At 57.0% G+C, this 15835-nt stretch carries 12 protein-coding genes and 1 pseudogene; all 13 read left to right on the top strand.

Features of this window, described 5'->3' with window-relative positions:
- Positions 1 to 236 (top strand): DUF6708 domain-containing protein (locus tag GW579_RS23760; protein WP_338105852.1); only part of this gene is annotated, 236 nt, incomplete at its 5' end.
- A gap of 152 nt (positions 237 to 388) precedes the next feature.
- Positions 389 to 1621 carry a hypothetical protein gene (locus GW579_RS14860; protein ID WP_165059780.1) on the top strand — a complete coding sequence of 411 codons (1233 nt, stop codon included), beginning with the start codon at positions 389 to 391 and terminating at the stop codon, positions 1619 to 1621.
- Positions 1618 to 5043 carry an ImcF-related family protein gene (locus GW579_RS14865; protein ID WP_165059782.1) on the top strand — a complete coding sequence of 1142 codons (3426 nt, stop codon included), beginning with the start codon at positions 1618 to 1620 and terminating at the stop codon, positions 5041 to 5043. Before GW579_RS14860 ends, GW579_RS14865 begins: the two co-directional genes overlap by 4 nt.
- Entirely contained in the window at positions 5043 to 6644 is a 1602-nt protein-coding gene (gene tssA / locus GW579_RS14870) for a type VI secretion system protein TssA (protein WP_165059791.1), read from the top strand. The genes GW579_RS14865 and tssA overlap by 1 nt, the downstream gene beginning before the upstream one ends.
- A gap of 21 nt (positions 6645 to 6665) precedes the next feature.
- A pseudogene (locus GW579_RS14875) lies at positions 6666 to 6938 on the top strand (PAAR domain-containing protein); the annotation flags it as partial.
- 152 nt (positions 6939 to 7090) lie between these two features.
- A complete protein-coding gene (gene tssF / locus GW579_RS14880) occupies positions 7091 to 8860 on the top strand; it encodes a type VI secretion system baseplate subunit TssF (protein WP_165059795.1) in 1770 nt (589 codons plus the stop codon).
- Positions 8818 to 9906 (top strand): type VI secretion system baseplate subunit TssG, encoded by a 1089-nt coding sequence (gene tssG / locus GW579_RS14885; RefSeq protein WP_206738939.1) that lies wholly within the window; start codon positions 8818 to 8820, stop codon positions 9904 to 9906. The genes tssF and tssG overlap by 43 nt, the downstream gene beginning before the upstream one ends.
- On the top strand, positions 9878 to 10417 hold the full coding sequence (gene tssJ, locus GW579_RS14890) for a type VI secretion system lipoprotein TssJ (RefSeq protein WP_338105853.1): 540 nt from the start codon (positions 9878 to 9880) through the stop codon (positions 10415 to 10417). The genes tssG and tssJ overlap by 29 nt, the downstream gene beginning before the upstream one ends.
- Positions 10417 to 10851 (top strand): type VI secretion system baseplate subunit TssE, encoded by a 435-nt coding sequence (gene tssE / locus GW579_RS14895; protein WP_165059799.1) that lies wholly within the window; start codon positions 10417 to 10419, stop codon positions 10849 to 10851. Before tssJ ends, tssE begins: the two co-directional genes overlap by 1 nt.
- Before the next feature lie 33 nt (positions 10852 to 10884).
- Positions 10885 to 11355, top strand: a complete 471-nt coding sequence (locus tag GW579_RS14900) for a hypothetical protein (protein WP_165059801.1) — start codon at positions 10885 to 10887, stop codon at positions 11353 to 11355.
- 114 nt (positions 11356 to 11469) lie between these two features.
- Positions 11470 to 12837, top strand: a complete 1368-nt coding sequence (locus GW579_RS14905; RefSeq protein ID WP_165059803.1) for a VasL domain-containing protein — start codon at positions 11470 to 11472, stop codon at positions 12835 to 12837.
- Between the two features lie 563 nt (positions 12838 to 13400).
- Entirely contained in the window at positions 13401 to 14825 is a 1425-nt protein-coding gene (locus GW579_RS14910; RefSeq protein WP_152326795.1) for a cytochrome ubiquinol oxidase subunit I, read from the top strand.
- Positions 14826 to 14827: 2 nt separating this feature from the next.
- A complete protein-coding gene (gene cydB / locus GW579_RS14915; protein WP_165059805.1) occupies positions 14828 to 15835 on the top strand; it encodes a cytochrome d ubiquinol oxidase subunit II in 1008 nt (335 codons plus the stop codon).

Here is a 15835-nt window from a genome sequence, read left to right on the forward strand (position 1 = left end):
GTCAGCCCGGTACCCATAACGTTATTGACCGTTTTGTTTTAAACTGGGCAATATTTTATATCGAGCCTCAGCGCCAGTTATGGAGCCACTGCTGCCAGTATATGCAACACCAGCCCGTGATAATGGATCCTATTGAACCTGGCCGCCCTGACAACTGGAAACCGCGAAAAAGTATGTGCTGGCCGGTAGATCTGGAAATGAAATCAACAACCGATCCAGATACCACGCAAGGATAAATCAGAACGAAGAAGCATCAAATAAGTATGAGCCTCATACCCATCATCTGAATAATATTTAACTCAACTTTTTATATTTAAGTTCACCCATTGTTATTACATCTTAATGTAAAACAGCGGCTGCAATTATTACCTATCAATCCGAGCCTCTAATGTCCGTAAAATTAAATACCATTCCAGGCCTGTCATTACGTACCGCCCCGCCCAAACCATTACGCTGGCTTGGTGTGCTGGTGGGTTTCGTTGCGTCGGGAATATTGCTCATGCGGTTTTTGGGGAAGCTGATAGGCGAAACTTCTTTCTGGTGGTTTGCTATCGGGATCCCTGCCCTATTTTGGGTTGTACTCATGGGGTTACGCCTGGCGGTGTACATGATGCAACAAATCCATGCTAACGCCTGGGACAAACGGCGTGAACAGGTCATTTTGCAGGAAGTGCGGCGGGGCCGGCGAGCGTTTCAAATACTGGCGTCGGTATCCAGTACGGCGCACGCAGGTATCCGGGATTTCTCTGACATCAGTGAGTCTTTGCTGCGTAATGAAAACAAAATCGTTCCCCAAACTTCCTGGAATAGCGGAACCAACATCCGCCATAGCCGGTTACCCGTGATGGAAGGGGTTTCTGCTGAAGCGCAAATTCTTTCCGCGTTTTCGGGCCTGCTGAATACACTCTCAAAGACCTTGATTCAGCTGCCGCCTGACAAGCCCGTTGCTGTTTTGCTGGAATCTACCTCCTCGGAATCGGGATCGCGAATTCGTGAACTCTGGCTTCAGGCCTGGCAGAAATCCGCTTTTCCGCATCCGACACAGTTTCTGGATAATCATGGTCTTGCAGTACTTGATCACTGGCTCGATTACCGCATTAAAGACAACGCAGTGTTACTGGTGGTTGCCTTGCAATTAGCCCCGGAAGAGCCTGCCATGACCGGCGAAGCTGTCGTTGGGGTACTACTCGGCAACCGCCTGACACAACATGATCTGCAACCACAGGCTCTGTTGCACCGCCCCGAACGCAGTTTGCCAGAAGAAGACGCATTGCACTCAGGCGTTCTGCAGGCGGCCGACTGGGTACCGTTGCATGATGATGCCATTAAGCACCTCTGGCTGACCGGCATTCCCACGGGGTCCGAGGCTGACCAAAGTATCATCACCGCTCAGGGCAAGCCTCCGTTGACCAGCATTACCGCAGGTCCGGCACTCCACAATATTAATGAATTCCTGGGAGACCCCGGCCTTTCAGCCCCCTGGCTGGCCATTGCTACTGCCGCACAGGCTATCAGCCGGTCTCCCGCACCACACATGATCATCAGTGGCGAACCAGACAGTAACGCTGTCTGGTGTACCGTCGTCTCCCCCCTCGCTTCTCACAAGGAGAATACAGCGTGAAGCGCATTGCCTTACCCGTTAAAAAACCAGAGGTCTGGTTCTGGATAATTACCCTGCTGTTGCTACTTGCCGGTGTCGTTCTGTGCTGGCTGGTCTGGCAACACCCTGAAGCGGTGGGTTTAATCCGGGAAACGCCAGAGCGTGACCGCTGGCTGACCGGGCTGGTGGTGGGTACCAGCGTTGTGACTCTCTGCGCCCTGCTCTCTTTTGTTAGTCTGCGGTTGTCCGGCAAGAAAGGGTTTGACGAGACGCGTCAGCACGCCGAAGGCGATGACGCCCCTGCTCCGGTAAAAATGGAAAAAGCCGAGGATAAATCGCAGACGGAAGTGAGGCTGCTTAAAACCCGCCTTCGCCGCCGCTACGGCCTGTTCTGGCGCTACAAAGTTCGTCTGCTGATGGTCGTCGGTGAAACACCAGAGATTACCGCGCTGGCTCCCCGTCTGGCGGAACAGGGCTGGCTGGAAGGTCAGCGTACCGTGCTGTTGCACGGCGGCAGTTTGCACCAACCGGCGGATGCAACCCGTCTGGCTGAGCTGCGTAAGCTGCGCCGCAGTCGTCCGCTGGACGGCGTGGTCTGGGCACTGACGCAGTCACAAAGCCGGGGGGCACAGTGGATGGATGACGGCCTGCGCTCGCTGGAAAAATCCGGTGAGGCGTTACGTTATCAGCCGCCGGTGTATCTGTGGCAGGTCTGCGACAGCCGCTGGGGGCAGGACGGCCGCGTCACGCAGCCGGTCGGTGCCATATTGGCCGCAAGCGCCGGTCCGGACACCCTCGAACGCCAGCTGCTATCCCTGCTGCCTGCCCTGCGCGAACAGGGGATGCAGCAGGTGTTCGCCGAACAGCGACACGATTTTTTGCTGCGACTGGCGCACTCACTGGAAACGACTGAAGCCATGCGCTGGCGTCAGGTATTAACACCCTGGTTTGCCGATTACGCCTCACGTATTCCGCTGCGCGGGCTGATGTTCAGCCTGCCGGAAACTTCCGCAACGGCGGAAGGGGTGCATGAAAAAACCTGGACGGCACCGGCCAGCTGGCAGGGCGTACTGGATGACTGTCTGGCTGCACGCGGCCGCCGCGTGGGTCTGCCGTGGGAGCAAGGTGTGTGTTACAGCCTGCTGGCCCTGATTGTGCTGTGGGGCGCGGGCAGCGTGGTGTCTTTTGCGGTCAACCGCCACCAGATGGTGAGCGCGGCTGAGCAGGCGCAATTGCTTTCAAAGCCAGAACCTGTCTCGGATGAACAGCTGATTGCCCTGCAGGCGCTGCGTAATAATATCGGCCGTCTGCAAACGCGAATTGCCCGCGGTGCGCCGTGGTATCAGCGTTTCGGGTTAGACCACAACCGGGAGCTTCTGACAACATTGATGCCGTGGTATGGCAACGCCAGTAACCGTTTGATCCGTGATGCGGCCGTGCAGAGTTTGCAGCAAAAACTCAACGCACTGGCGAACCTGCCGGCCAACAGCCCGCAGCGCGCCGTGCTGGCAAAACCGGGCTATGACCAGCTCAAAGCCTATCTGATGATGGCGCGTCCGGAAAAAGCTGACGCTGCATTTTACGCGCAGGTGATGAAAACCGCCGAACCGCAGCGGCCCGGTGTGTCTCCGGGCTTGTGGCAAAGTCTGGCACCAGACCTGTGGCAGTTTTATGCCACCAACCTCCCTGCCCAGCCCGCGTGGAAAATCACACCGGATACGCAGCTGGTCTCGCAGAGCAGGCAGGTATTGCTGGGTGAAATCGGTCAGCGCAATGCCGAAAGCACCTTGTATGAAAACATGCTGCTGTCGGTACGTCGCAACTATGCCGATATGACGCTGGTAGACATGACCGGCGATACCGATGCGCAGCGTCTGTTCCACACCGACGAAGTAGTACCGGGGATGTTCACCCGTAAGGCGTGGGATGAGCAAATCCAGCACGCCATCGACAAAGCGGTCACCTCCCGCCGTGAGGAAATTGACTGGGTACTGAGCGACAGCCGCCGGGCAATCTCCGATGACATCTCGCCGGAGGCACTGAAAAAACGCCTGACCGAGCGTTACTTCACCGACTTCGCTGGCAGCTGGCTGAACTTCCTCAACAGCCTGCGCTGGAATGAGGCGAAAAATCTCTCCGACGTGATCGACCAGCTGACGCTGATGAGTGACGTGCGACAGTCACCGTTAATCGCGCTGATGAACACGCTGGCATGGCAGGGGCAGGCCGGACAACATGATGAAGCATTATCGGACTCGCTGGTGAAATCCGCCAAAGCGCTGATGAACAAGGACGCGCAACCGGCCATCGACCAGCACGCCAACGGACCGGTCGGCCCGCTCGATGAAACCTTCGGACCGTTGCTGGCCCTGATGGGCAAAGGTAGTGCGCAGAACATGATGTCGTCAGACAGTTCGCTCAGCCTGCAAACGCTGCTCACCCGCGTGACCCGCGTGCGCCTGAAACTTCAGCAGGTGGCTAACGCCAATGACCCGCAGGAAATGACGCAGGTACTGGCGCAGACCGTGTTCCAGGGCAAAAGTGTTGACCTGACCGATACCCAGGAATACGGCAGCCTGATTGCCGCCAGCCTCGGTGAAGAGTGGAGCGGCTTCGGGCAGACGATGTTTGTGCAGCCGCTGACGCAGGCGTGGGAAACGGTGTTACAACCGTCTTCTGCCAGCCTCAACGACCAGTGGAAAAACGCCATTGTCGCCAACTGGAAATCCGCTTTTGATGGCCGTTATCCGTTTGCCATTAGCAAGAGCGACGCTTCCCTGCCGATGCTGGCGGAATTTATCCGTAAGGACAGCGGGCGTATCGACAGCTTCCTGACCCGCGAACTGAACGGCGTGCTGCATAAAGAAGGCACGCGCTGGGTGCCGGACAAAGTGAACGGCCAGGGGCTGACCTTTAATCCGGCCTTCCTGGATGCGATCAATCAGCTGAGCCAGATATCTGACATCTTGTTTACCGACGGGAGCCAGGGGATGCGCTTCGAACTGCTGGCCCGGCCGGTGCCGGACGTGGTGGAAACCAATCTGTCGATTGACGGACAAAAACTGCATTACTTCAATCAGATGGAAAGCTGGCAGAGTTTCCGCTGGCCGGGCGAGACGTATAAGCCGGGCACAATGCTGACCTGGACGTCCACCAATGCGGGTGCCCGCCTGTACGGCGATTATCAGGGCACCTGGGGGCTTATCCGCTGGCTGGAACAGTCGAAGCAACAAAAACTCGATGAGGGTCGTTATCAGCTGACCTTTACCACGCCAGACAAACAACCGCTGCAGTGGATATTGCGTACTGAGCTCGGCAAAGGCCCGCTTGGCCTTCTGCAACTGCGCAACTTTACGCTGCCGGCGCAAATTTTCCTGATTCAGGATACGCCGGTACCGGCTGAAAAACCTTTTGATCCCGATGCAATCGCCGAGGAGCCGTAATGGCCACATTAACTACCCTGCTCACCGCCTGTACGACTGAGCCTGACGCACTTTTACAGCAGGCGCAGCAACAGGCCGCACTCTGGGATAACTGGCTGCAACCGGTGTCAGCAGACACACCGGCCGGGACAGATCCCGGCTACGACGATGACTTCCAGCAGATGCGCGAAGAGGTCAATAAGCTTTCCGGCGCGGATACCGCACTGACCTGCGAACTGGCAGAAAAACTGCTGACCGCGCACTGCAAGGATGTGCGCGTTGCCACGTACTACGTCTGGGCGCGTCTGCACCGCGACGGTGAGGCGGGACTTGCCGACGGCCTGTCCCTGCTTGCCGGACTCATTACCCGCTTTGGTGAAACCCTGCATCCGCAGCGTGCCACCAGCCGCAAGGCCGCGCTGGAATGGCTCTCCGGTTCACGCGTACTGGACAGCCTGTCGCTGTACCCGGAAGTTGATACGACGGATTTTTCCCGGATTGCCGGGGCACTGGCGTTAATCGAGCAAGGGTTAAGCGCCTGGGATGCGGCGTCCCGTCCGGGCCTCGGCGCCCTTTACGCCGCGCTGGAAAACCGTCTCGCACAGTCAGGCGGTATGGGCGCTGTCGTGCCGCAAAACAGCAGCACGTCTTCCCCCTCCTCCGCGTCAGAAAGCACCAACACATCGCCGACATTGCGCCCGGTGCAGTCAGGCCGCGACCTGCTTGATCAGGCGAAAACACTGGCAAAGTACCTCCGCGACCAGCCTTCGGGCTGGCTCTCAGGCCACCATCTCATCAAAAGTATCCGCTGGGACACGGTGCATGAATTGCCACCGCTCGATGCCACCGGACGCACCCGTCTCCTGCCCCCGCGTCCGGAATATCGGGCCCAGCTCAAGCGTCTTTATCTGCAGCAAAGCTGGACTGAACTGCTTGAACAGGCGGAATCGATGTTCTCCGAGGGTGTAAACCACTTCTGGCTGGACGTGCAATGGTATTTGCATCAGGCGCTGACGAAGGCCGGTGCGCCATTTGACGGCTGGGCAATGTGCGTCACGCAGGATTTAAGCCTGCTGCTTTCGCGCCTGCCGGGGCTGGAAACCCTCTCCTGGAGCGACGGCACACCGTTTGCCGATGAAGTCACATTGGGCTGGATAAACCAGCAGGTGTTGGAATCCTCTTCCGGCTGGGGTAGTGAACCGTCTGCCGCCGTCGCCTCCGGCGAGGACGATATCCTGCAGCTTGAGGCCGAGGCGCTGACAATGGCCGACAGCGACGGTATCGAAAATGCGCTCAACTGGTTGCAGTCGCGTCCGGGTATTACCACTGCAAGCCACCAGTGGCTGCTGCGCCTGGTGATGGCTCGTGTCGCCGAACAATATGGCAAAAACGACATGGCGCTTTACCTGCTCGGCGATCTCGACGCCGCCAGCACAACGCTGACTCTGCCGCAGTGGGAGCCGGGGCTGGTATTTGAAGTAAAGGCGCGCCGTCTGAAGTTGCTGCGCATGAAAACCCAGCGCGGCGACGGCGATAAACTCCGCCTGCTGGCCGACATGGACACCCTGCTCAGCGGGCTGATAGCCCTCGACCCTGCCCGCGCCGCCGTGTTGTGCGGCTAAAACACGTAAAGGAATATTTTCATGGCAAAAGGCTACTACCTGGTCATTCAGGATAAGACCACCTGCGGCGGCGTTATTCTGGCCGGTGACCCGACCCATAAGCTGATGGGCAAACCCATCGTGCGTGAGCAGGATCCCGTCACCTGCGGTCAGCATCCGGGTGTATTCACTATCGTCGGCAGTGTTCCCGAAGATACACTCAACGGCCGCAAGTTCGCCGGAACGCTGCACAGTAAAAGCAGCTGTCCGTGCAAGTCGCGTCTTATTCCGTCGGTGATGATAAAGACTTATGAGAAATAACATCGCCCGCAGGTAAGCATTCACACGGTCAGCGCGTTTCGACTCAGAGCCATACCTTCCTCTCTATCAATCTTCAGGTCAGCCGTTGTCCGGGTGTATTTCCCCGTATAACCGCCGACCAACGGGCATATACAAATAAGACAATTATGGACGACTTAACCTTACGTTATTTTGACGCCGAAATGCGTTACCTGCGCGAGGCGGGCGAAGAGTTTGCCCGCGCGCACCCGGACCGGGCTGCCGGACTGAATCTGGACAAAGCCGGCGCCCGCGACCCCTACGTGGAGCGCCTGTTTGAGGGCTTTGCCTTCCTGATGGGGCGTCTGCGTGAAAAGCTCGATGACGATTTACCCGAGCTGACCGAAGGGCTGGTCAGCCTGCTGTGGCCGCACTATCTGCGCACCATCCCTTCCCTTTCTATTGTGGAGTTCACCCCGCAGTGGCAGGGCATGAAGGAACACATGGCCGTCAGTAAAGGCTTTGAAGTTCTTTCCCGGCCGATGGGTGAACGCGCAACGCGTTGCCGCTACACCACCACGCAGGATATTGAACTGCTGCCGCTGTCGCTGACCCGCGCAGTTCTCGATACAGAGCCGGATGGCCGGTCGGTGATCCGCCTGCGCTTTAACTGCGGGGAACTGGCTGACTGGAGCAAACTCAACCTGAGCCATCTGCCGCTCTATTTTGATGCCGATGCACCGCTGGCCTGCGCGTTACATGAAGCACTGACCCTCAACGTTGCACGTCTCTGGATACGTCTGCCGGGACAGGCTGACCGTCAGCCGCTGGACGGTTACTTTTCCCCGCAGGGATTCAGTGAAAAAGATACCTTGTGGCCCGGCGGTGACAGCGCCTTCAGCGGTTATCAGCTATTGCTGGAGTATTTCACCTTCCGCGAAAAGTTTATGTTTGCCGGCCTTAAAGGGCTGGATACCGTAAATCTGCCCGCGGAGCTTGCCTGGTTTGAGATTGACGTGGTGCTGGAAAAACGCTGGGAGCACGATTTTTCGTTCTCTGAAAAACATCTGCGGCTGCACTGCGTGCCGGTCATCAACCTGTTCCCACTGGAATCAGACCCGCTGTCACTCTCGTCCTTGCAGACCGAGTACATGCTGCGCCCGATGCGCGTTCAGGATGGTCACACCGAAATTTATTCGGTCGACTCGGTAATTTCCTCCAAACATTCAGGTCATCAGGTTTATGTGCCGTTCACCAGTTTCCGCCACAAGGGCGGCATGCTGCGCCACGACGCGCCGGAGTATTACTACCACACACGCGTCAAGCGTGGTCCTTCCGGCCTGCACGACACCTGGCTGGTGCTGGGCGGTGAGGCGTTTGATAACCACACCGTGCCGGAAAACGAGAATCTGTCCCTGAGCCTCACCGGTACCAACGGCCAGTTGCCACGCAAATCGCTGCAAAGCACCGTGCTGGATACGGCGGTTAAATCCACCGGTGCTAACGTGCGGGTGCGCAACCTGTCCGCGCCGACCATGCCGTGTTATCCGCCGAACCGCGACCGTTTCCACTGGCGGGTGCTGAGCCATCTGGGCAGCAGCTTCCTGTGGATGATGGACAATGCTGAAGTTCTGCGTGGCACGCTTGCCCTCTACGACTGGACCGAAAGCGAGATGAACCGCCGCCGTCTGGAGGCCATTGTTGACGTCAGGCACAGCGAGATTGAGCGTTTCGAGCGTGGCTATCTGCTGCGTGGGGTGCATATCGAAATTACCCTCGATAGCAACGGTTTTGCTGGCAGCGGCGACATCTGCCTGTTTGGTGAAATGCTCAGCCGTTTCTTTGCGCTGTACACCGACATTCATCTGTTTAACCGCCTGACACTGATACTGCAACCGACCGGAGAACGCCTGGAATGGGAAGAGAACCACAAAACCCGCATCCGCACTTCCGGCTGAATGACCGGGTTGAACGGGACATCGGGCGGTTTAACTTTTACCGCTTTTGCCAGTTGCTGGAGCGCTCCGGTAACCCGCCTCTCGGCAGCACCGCCAACCCGGCGGACGACCCGGTGCGATTTCGTCCTCATCCGGGGATGGGGTTTCCGGTCAGCGAGCTGAAAGCGCTCGAGCGGGATGCCGAAAATCCGGACGCACCGCCGACCGTACGTACCACCTTTATGGGGCTTTACGGCGTAGACTCGCCGCTGCCGACGTCCTACATCGACGACATCACCCAGCAGCGCGATGGCCATGAGGCGCTGGAGGGATTTCTCGATATCTTTAACCACCGCATCATGACGCAGTTTTACCGCATCTGGCGCAAATACTCTTACCCGGCAACGTTCGAGGCGGGCGGCGCAGACAACACGTCGCAAAGCCTGCTGGGCCTGATTGGCATGGGTATCCCCGGTACGCAGCGCCACCTTGCCACACCGACATCGCGTTTTCTGGCGTTGCTGGGCGTCATGCGCCAGCCGGGAAGAACGGCGGAAGGCGTGCAGGCGCTGGTCCGGCTGCTGGCTCCCCGCACGCGTGCGGACGTGACGCCACACTGCCTGCGCAGCGTGCGCATCACTACTCCGATGTCGTTTGCGGACGAAGGTGCCCGCTGGCTTGACGGCGATACCCTGATGGGCGATGAAGGTACCGACGCCAACAGCCAGCTGCTGATTTCCCTGCACACCGCGGACAGCGCTGAGGCCGCAGACTGGCTGCCGGATGGCGCGCTTTACGCAGATTTTCAGGTATTACTGCGGGTTTATCTGGGCTGGCGTTACGGCGCACGCCTCGAGCTGACCGTCCCCACCCACCTGCTGCCCGCGCCCGTTCTGGGAGACAATCCGTTCAGGCTCGGGCTGACCGGTGTCCTGGGTCTGGACGATGAGGCTTCTGACGATATTCCCGAATACTTTACCGTGGAGCTGGGCCACTACCGTGGCATGCTCCCTCACACGCCTCAGGAAGGAACACGACGTGTTATTCAATACCGCATGGAAAAATAAATTCTGTCTGCCTGCTGTCGTCCTGCTGCTGAGCGGCTGCGGACTGACACAGGTCGTGACAGACAGCACCGTTTCTGCAACAAAATCCATTTTTTATAAGCAGATAAAAGTGCTGCATCTGGATTTCACCGCCCGTGAGGCACTGAATACCGACGCCAGCGAGGCCAATTCAGCGTCGCAACCTGTGCTGGTTCGCGTCTATCAGTTGCGTGATGACAAACTGTTCCAGAAAACGGTCTATCAGCAACTGGCAGGCGACGGCGATGATGCGCTGAAAGACGATCTGCTGGCCAGCCGCAACGTAGTGATCAAACCCGGCACGGCAGCGTCACTGGACATGCCAATGGAAAAAGACGCCAAATTCGTGGCCGTCGTCGGTCTGTTCCGAAACCCGGATCTTGCAAAGGATCAGTGGCGGCTTGTTCTGTCCCGCGAAGAACTGGATCCGGATAAAGCGCGAACCATCGAACTCGGGAATAACAACCTCACGCTGATTGCGGTGAAAGACTGATGCCAGACTCTCGCGCCCCCTCTCTTTATGAGCAATTGCTCGGCAATTTTGCCGGCGGCATTGAACTTCATCAGGTCAGCGAAGCCAATCAGGTCATTCTGTCCGTACTCGACAACATGCAGCGGGTCCTTAACTGCCGCGCAGGAACGATTTCGCATCTGCCGGATTATGGCCTGCCGGACATGAGCAAAATCTTGCAGGGGATGCCCGGTACTGCGCACTCCCTGCTGACCACGCTCTCCGCCACGCTGCTGAAATACGAGCCGCGGATCCGAAAGCTGAACGTGATTTTACTGCCACAGTCCACACCCGGGCATCTTGAATACGCCATCGACGCCGAGCTGAAAGAGCTTGGTCTGGTACGGTTCGGGACGGAATTTATGCCGGAAGGCCGCGTGCTGATGCGCCATATGAAACAGCAGAATTATGTTTAATGGCCGTCTGCCATTGGCGATAACAGAGGAAATATGTCAGCTAAAGAACGTTTTTTGAAAAAGCTACAGGACAAACAACCGGGTCGTACCGTGTTTGAAAATAAAGGTCAGGCTGATATCGCTGAGTTTCAGCAACAGATGAGTCAGCTTCAGGAGAACGTGGAAACATGGCTGGCCGGTACCGGCATCCAGGCGGAAAGCACCTCCGTTTCATTGGTTGAATTTCTGATAGGCGGAAAGGCATTCAACATTCCCGGCATCCACCTGCGTTATGAAAACAGGAAGGTGAAATTCACGCCTGCCTTTTTATACGGTCAGGGTGTGACGGGCTGCGTGGAAGTCAGCCTCTGCGCTGAGGGCGCTCCTGTCCCTCTTTGCCGTTTATTCATGCGTTCCGCAGAGCGCAATCACTGGACGTGGCGTCCGGCGGGCAGGTCCACGCAGCCCGGCGAAACGTTCAGCGAAGAGATCTTTTTCAACATGATTGAAGGTTTATTGTCCTGACCTTTAACCCTGCCGCCTGAATTCTTTAATGCACTGGCCTTCGGGAATACCTGAAGGTCTTGTGCTGATCCGCTATGTGAAAGAGCAGAATTACGTCAGTTAAGGAAAACAACCATGTCTATTGAACGCCAGCTGCGCACCGGGGGCGACCCGCGTGCGCTGGCTGATTATGCCGTTTTACGCGAAGAACTGAGTAAGCTGACACACCCGGCGCGTCCGGATGTGAACTGGAAAAAAGTGGAACAGCTGTGTCTGAGCCTGTTCCAGCAAAACGGCATCGAGCTGCAAACTGCATCGTGGTACACGCAGGCGCGGGCGCAACTCGTCGGGTTGTCCGGGCTGAATGAAGGGCTGGCGATACTCGAGGCGCTGATCTCCCGCCAGTGGCCGGGGCTATGGCCGCAGCCGGTTCATGCAAGGATGGAAATTCTGACCGGGCTGAGCCAGCGCTTGCAGCAATCCCTTCGGGGAATGACGCTGGAATACCGCGACCTGCCGCAAATTTATGAGGCGGAAAAACTCATCAATGCGCTTTGCGACGTGTTACAACGCCTTGAACTCAAACACGCCAGCCAGCTTGCCGTGCTGAGCACCTATATGCAGGGTGCCGCGATGCGCCTCGAAAACATGCACGCCTCGACAGACTCTGCTGTTGTGCTGCCCGCTTCCGCCGAAGAAGTTGAAAGAACATGGGAGACCCAGGCCAGAGAACCCTGGGTTTATGTTGCTCAGGCAGAACCCGAGCTTCCGCAGGTGGTGATTGCGCCCGCTCCGGCGGCAAAGCGTCCGTTACAGTGGAAAGGATTTGTGGCGGGAATTGTGGTCACCGTACTGGTTGGCAGCGGCGTGGTGGCAGGCGTGAACGCGTTTTATCATCCATCTGCCAGCGAGCGGCTGATAGCGTCAATGACGAAGACGCCAAAACCTCTGAGCGCTACGGAACTGCAAGCCCTGAAAAATCGCGAGGCAGAATCACTGAACCGCGAGGCGCCAGAGATCATTGCCACCACCCGTCAGCAAACCCGCCATCTGGCCGCACTTTCGCCGCGCTGGGCGCAGGACACCGGTTCGCAGCTGATTCAGCAAACCCGGTTCCTCTGGCCTGACAATCCAGAGACGCAAAAGCTGACGCAGGAATGGAACGAGCAGCTGACCGCTAATGCTATACCGCTGGAAAACCTTAACGGCTGGCATTCGGCCAACGCGCAGTTGCAGCAACTGGCAGATAAGCTTAACGGGCTGGATGAACAGCGCGGCAAATATATGACCGTCTCGCAGCTCAAATCGTCGGTTTTTGCCATTCAGCAGGCGCTGAACAGCGCTACGCCGGTCGAAGAATCGTTGCGTAAATTAGCCGACGCCAGACAGCAGAAAGATGCCATATCTCCTCAGCTGCTGATGCAACTGGATAATCAGTTCACACAGCTTCTGAACCGGTATGCACTGCTGGAACCCACCGCTGCGGTGCCTGAAACGCAATAACGAGGATTTATACGCCGCCGGCCCATACCGCTGCGCTGACGGCGTTTCCTTCGTGATACGTAAATGTAAACAAATACTACAACCATTACCTGTTTTGACGTCATTTCGACCAAAACCGATGACATAAATTTACATTGCATTAAAATCAGAATGCGCTGATGCCGTTGGCGATTTAACTTTTTAGTTACCAATATGGCACACAACAAGTCATTACTGGACGCAGGGTAATTACATTCAGAAAACATCAAAACTCTTTGATCCAGATCAATGCAACATCATGTCCGCGTACTTTTCAGGGTTACTCTTCCCTCGGGCGCTTCGGGCTGAAATTAGTTTCCCTCCCCGCTCCTATTCCCCTGCCGCAAAAGTGTTTCAGCCGGTAATTTCCCCACGAAACCGTCCCTGTTAATACCTTTAACCCCTGTGGTTAAATCGGCCCCTCGCGAAAACCCAGCTGTACCACCCTTTCATTCAAGACTTCACCTGCGAATGTCAGAAATTGCCGGTTCCCGTACCGGTATTAATGTCTGGAAGGGTTACCTGACACACAAAAAGAGGTTGTTATGTTTGGTCTTGATGCGCTAGAACTGGCCCGGATCCAGTTCGCGTTCACCGTCTCTTTTCACATCATTTTCCCCGCTATCACCATCGGGCTTGCCAGTTTTCTGGCAGTTCTGGAAGGCATGTGGCTGAAAACGAAGAAAGAGGCTTACCGCGACCTGTATCATTTCTGGTCGAAAATTTTTGCCGTGAACTTTGGCATGGGCGTGGTCTCCGGCCTGGTGATGGCTTACCAGTTCGGCACCAACTGGAGCATGTTCTCCTCGTTCGCCGGGAGCATTACCGGCCCGTTGCTGACCTATGAAGTGTTAACCGCGTTCTTCCTTGAAGCCGGTTTCCTCGGCGTGATGTTGTTCGGCTGGAACCGCGTCGGCCCCGGTCTGCACTTCTTCTCCACCTGCATGGTGGCGCTCGGTACGCTGATGTCCACCTTCTGGATCCTCGCGTCCAACAGCTGGATGCAGACACCGCAGGGCTACGAAATTGTTAACAATCTGGTCGTGCCGGTCAGCTGGATGAAAATCATCTTCAACCCGTCTTTCCCGTTCCGTCTGATGCATATGACCACCGCCGCCTTCCTGGCGTCTGCGTTCTTCGTCGGTTCTGCGGCGGCCTGGCATTTACTGCGTGGGCGTGATACCCCGGCAATCCGCACCATGCTGTCGATGGCGATGTGGATGGCGCTGATTGTCTCCCCGATTCAGGCATTTTTGGGTGACGCCCACGGCCTGAACACCCTGAAATATCAGCCGGCTAAAATCGCGGCCATCGAAGGCCACTGGGAAAATAAAGACAATAAACCCTCCCCGCTGGTGCTGATCGGTTACCCGGATATGAACCGCGAAGAAACCCGTTACGCGATTGAAATCCCGTATCTCGGCAGCCTGATCCTGACGCACAGCCTGACGCATCAGATCCCGGCGCTGAAGTCTTTCCCGAAAGAAGATCGTCCGAACTCGTCCGTCATTTTCTACACCTTCCGCATCATGGCCGGTCTGGGCATGCTGATGATTTTGCTGGGTGTGCTGAGCCTGATCCTGCGTCGTGGCGGCAAAATGTATACCTCTAAAGCGTTCCTGCGCTTTGCCTTCCTGATGGGGCCTTCCGGTCTGCTGGCACTACTGGCGGGCTGGATCACCACCGAAATGGGGCGTCAGCCCTGGGTCGTTTACGGCCTGCTGCGCACCAAAGATGCGGTATCGAACCATAACGTTCTCCAGATGAGCGTCAGCCTGATCCTGTTCATCGTGATTTACTGCTCGGTGTTTGGTGTCGGTTACGGCTACATGATGCGTCTGATCCGCAAAGGTCCGCAGGCGCATGAAGGTGAAAGCGTTGACCACGGTGGTCCTGGCCAGCACCGCACGCCTGCGCGTCCGCTGTCTGCTATTTCGGAATCACTGTCCGACGACTCTAAGGGAGCTTGATAATGGGTATCGACTTACCGCTGATCTGGTTTTTGATCATCATCTTCGGCGTGATGATGTATGTGGTGATGGACGGCTTCGACCTGGGCATCGGTCTGCTGTTCCCTCTGGTGAAAAAAGAGCACGACCGCGACGTGATGATGAACACCGTTGCGCCGGTCTGGGACGGCAACGAAACCTGGCTGGTGCTGGGCGGTGCGGCGTTGTACGGCGCATTCCCGCTGGCGTATTCGGTGATTCTTGATGCGCTGTCCATCCCGCTGACCCTGATGTTGTTCGGTCTGATTTTCCGCGGCGTGGCGTTTGAATTTCGTTTCAAAGCCAGCCCGGCCAAACGACATGTGTGGGATAAATCCTTCATCTGGGGATCGGTTATCGCGACCTTCTGTCAGGGCGTGGTACTGGGCGCCGTCATCAATGGTATTCCTGTGGTTAACCGCACGTATGCCGGTGGGGCGCTGGACTGGCTCACGCCGTTCACCCTGTTCTGCGGGTTCGCGCTGGTCGTGGCGTATGCCCTGCTCGGCTGCACCTGGCTCATCATGAAAACCGAAGGCGAATTGCAGGTAGCGATGCACAAAATCGCTAAACCTCTGCTGGTGGTTTTCCTGCTGGTGACGCTGGCAGTCAGTCTGTGGACACCGCTGACGCATAGTGATATCGCCACCCGCTGGTTCACTCGCCCTAACCTTTACTGGTTCCTGCCGGTACCGGTTCTGGTGGTATTAGTCTCCGCGTGGATGTTCCGTGCCATCAGCAAAAACGCGCATCACGCGCCCTTCCTGCTGACGCTGGCGCTGGTGTTCCTGGGCTATACCGGTCTGGGGATCAGCATCTGGCCGAACATCATTCCGCCGTCCATCTCCATCTGGGAAGCGGCGTCACCGCCACAAAGCCAGGGCTTCATTCTGGTGGGCGCGCTGTTCATCATCCCGATCATTCTGGTGTACACCTTCTGGAGCTACTACGTGTTCCGCGGAAAAGTGACGCCGGATCAGGGTTATCACTGA

Origin of the sequence: Rahnella contaminans (assembly GCF_011065485.1) — a bacterium.
Classification (GTDB): domain Bacteria; phylum Pseudomonadota; class Gammaproteobacteria; order Enterobacterales; family Enterobacteriaceae; genus Rahnella; species Rahnella contaminans.

Coding starts and splice junctions, on each gene's coding strand:
- GW579_RS14860 (WP_165059780.1), top strand. CDS start 389: ATGTCCGTAAAATTAAATACCATTCCAGGCCTGTCATTACGTACCGCC.
- tssA (WP_165059791.1), top strand. CDS start 5,043: ATGGCCACATTAACTACCCTGCTCACCGCCTGTACGACTGAGCCTGAC.
- tssF (WP_165059795.1), top strand. CDS start 7,091: ATGGACGACTTAACCTTACGTTATTTTGACGCCGAAATGCGTTACCTG.
- tssG (WP_206738939.1), top strand. CDS start 8,818: ATGGGAAGAGAACCACAAAACCCGCATCCGCACTTCCGGCTGAATGAC.
- tssE (WP_165059799.1), top strand. CDS start 10,417: ATGCCAGACTCTCGCGCCCCCTCTCTTTATGAGCAATTGCTCGGCAAT.
- GW579_RS14900 (WP_165059801.1), top strand. CDS start 10,885: ATGTCAGCTAAAGAACGTTTTTTGAAAAAGCTACAGGACAAACAACCG.
- GW579_RS14905 (WP_165059803.1), top strand. CDS start 11,470: ATGTCTATTGAACGCCAGCTGCGCACCGGGGGCGACCCGCGTGCGCTG.
- GW579_RS14910 (WP_152326795.1), top strand. CDS start 13,401: ATGTTTGGTCTTGATGCGCTAGAACTGGCCCGGATCCAGTTCGCGTTC.
- cydB (WP_165059805.1), top strand. CDS start 14,828: ATGGGTATCGACTTACCGCTGATCTGGTTTTTGATCATCATCTTCGGC.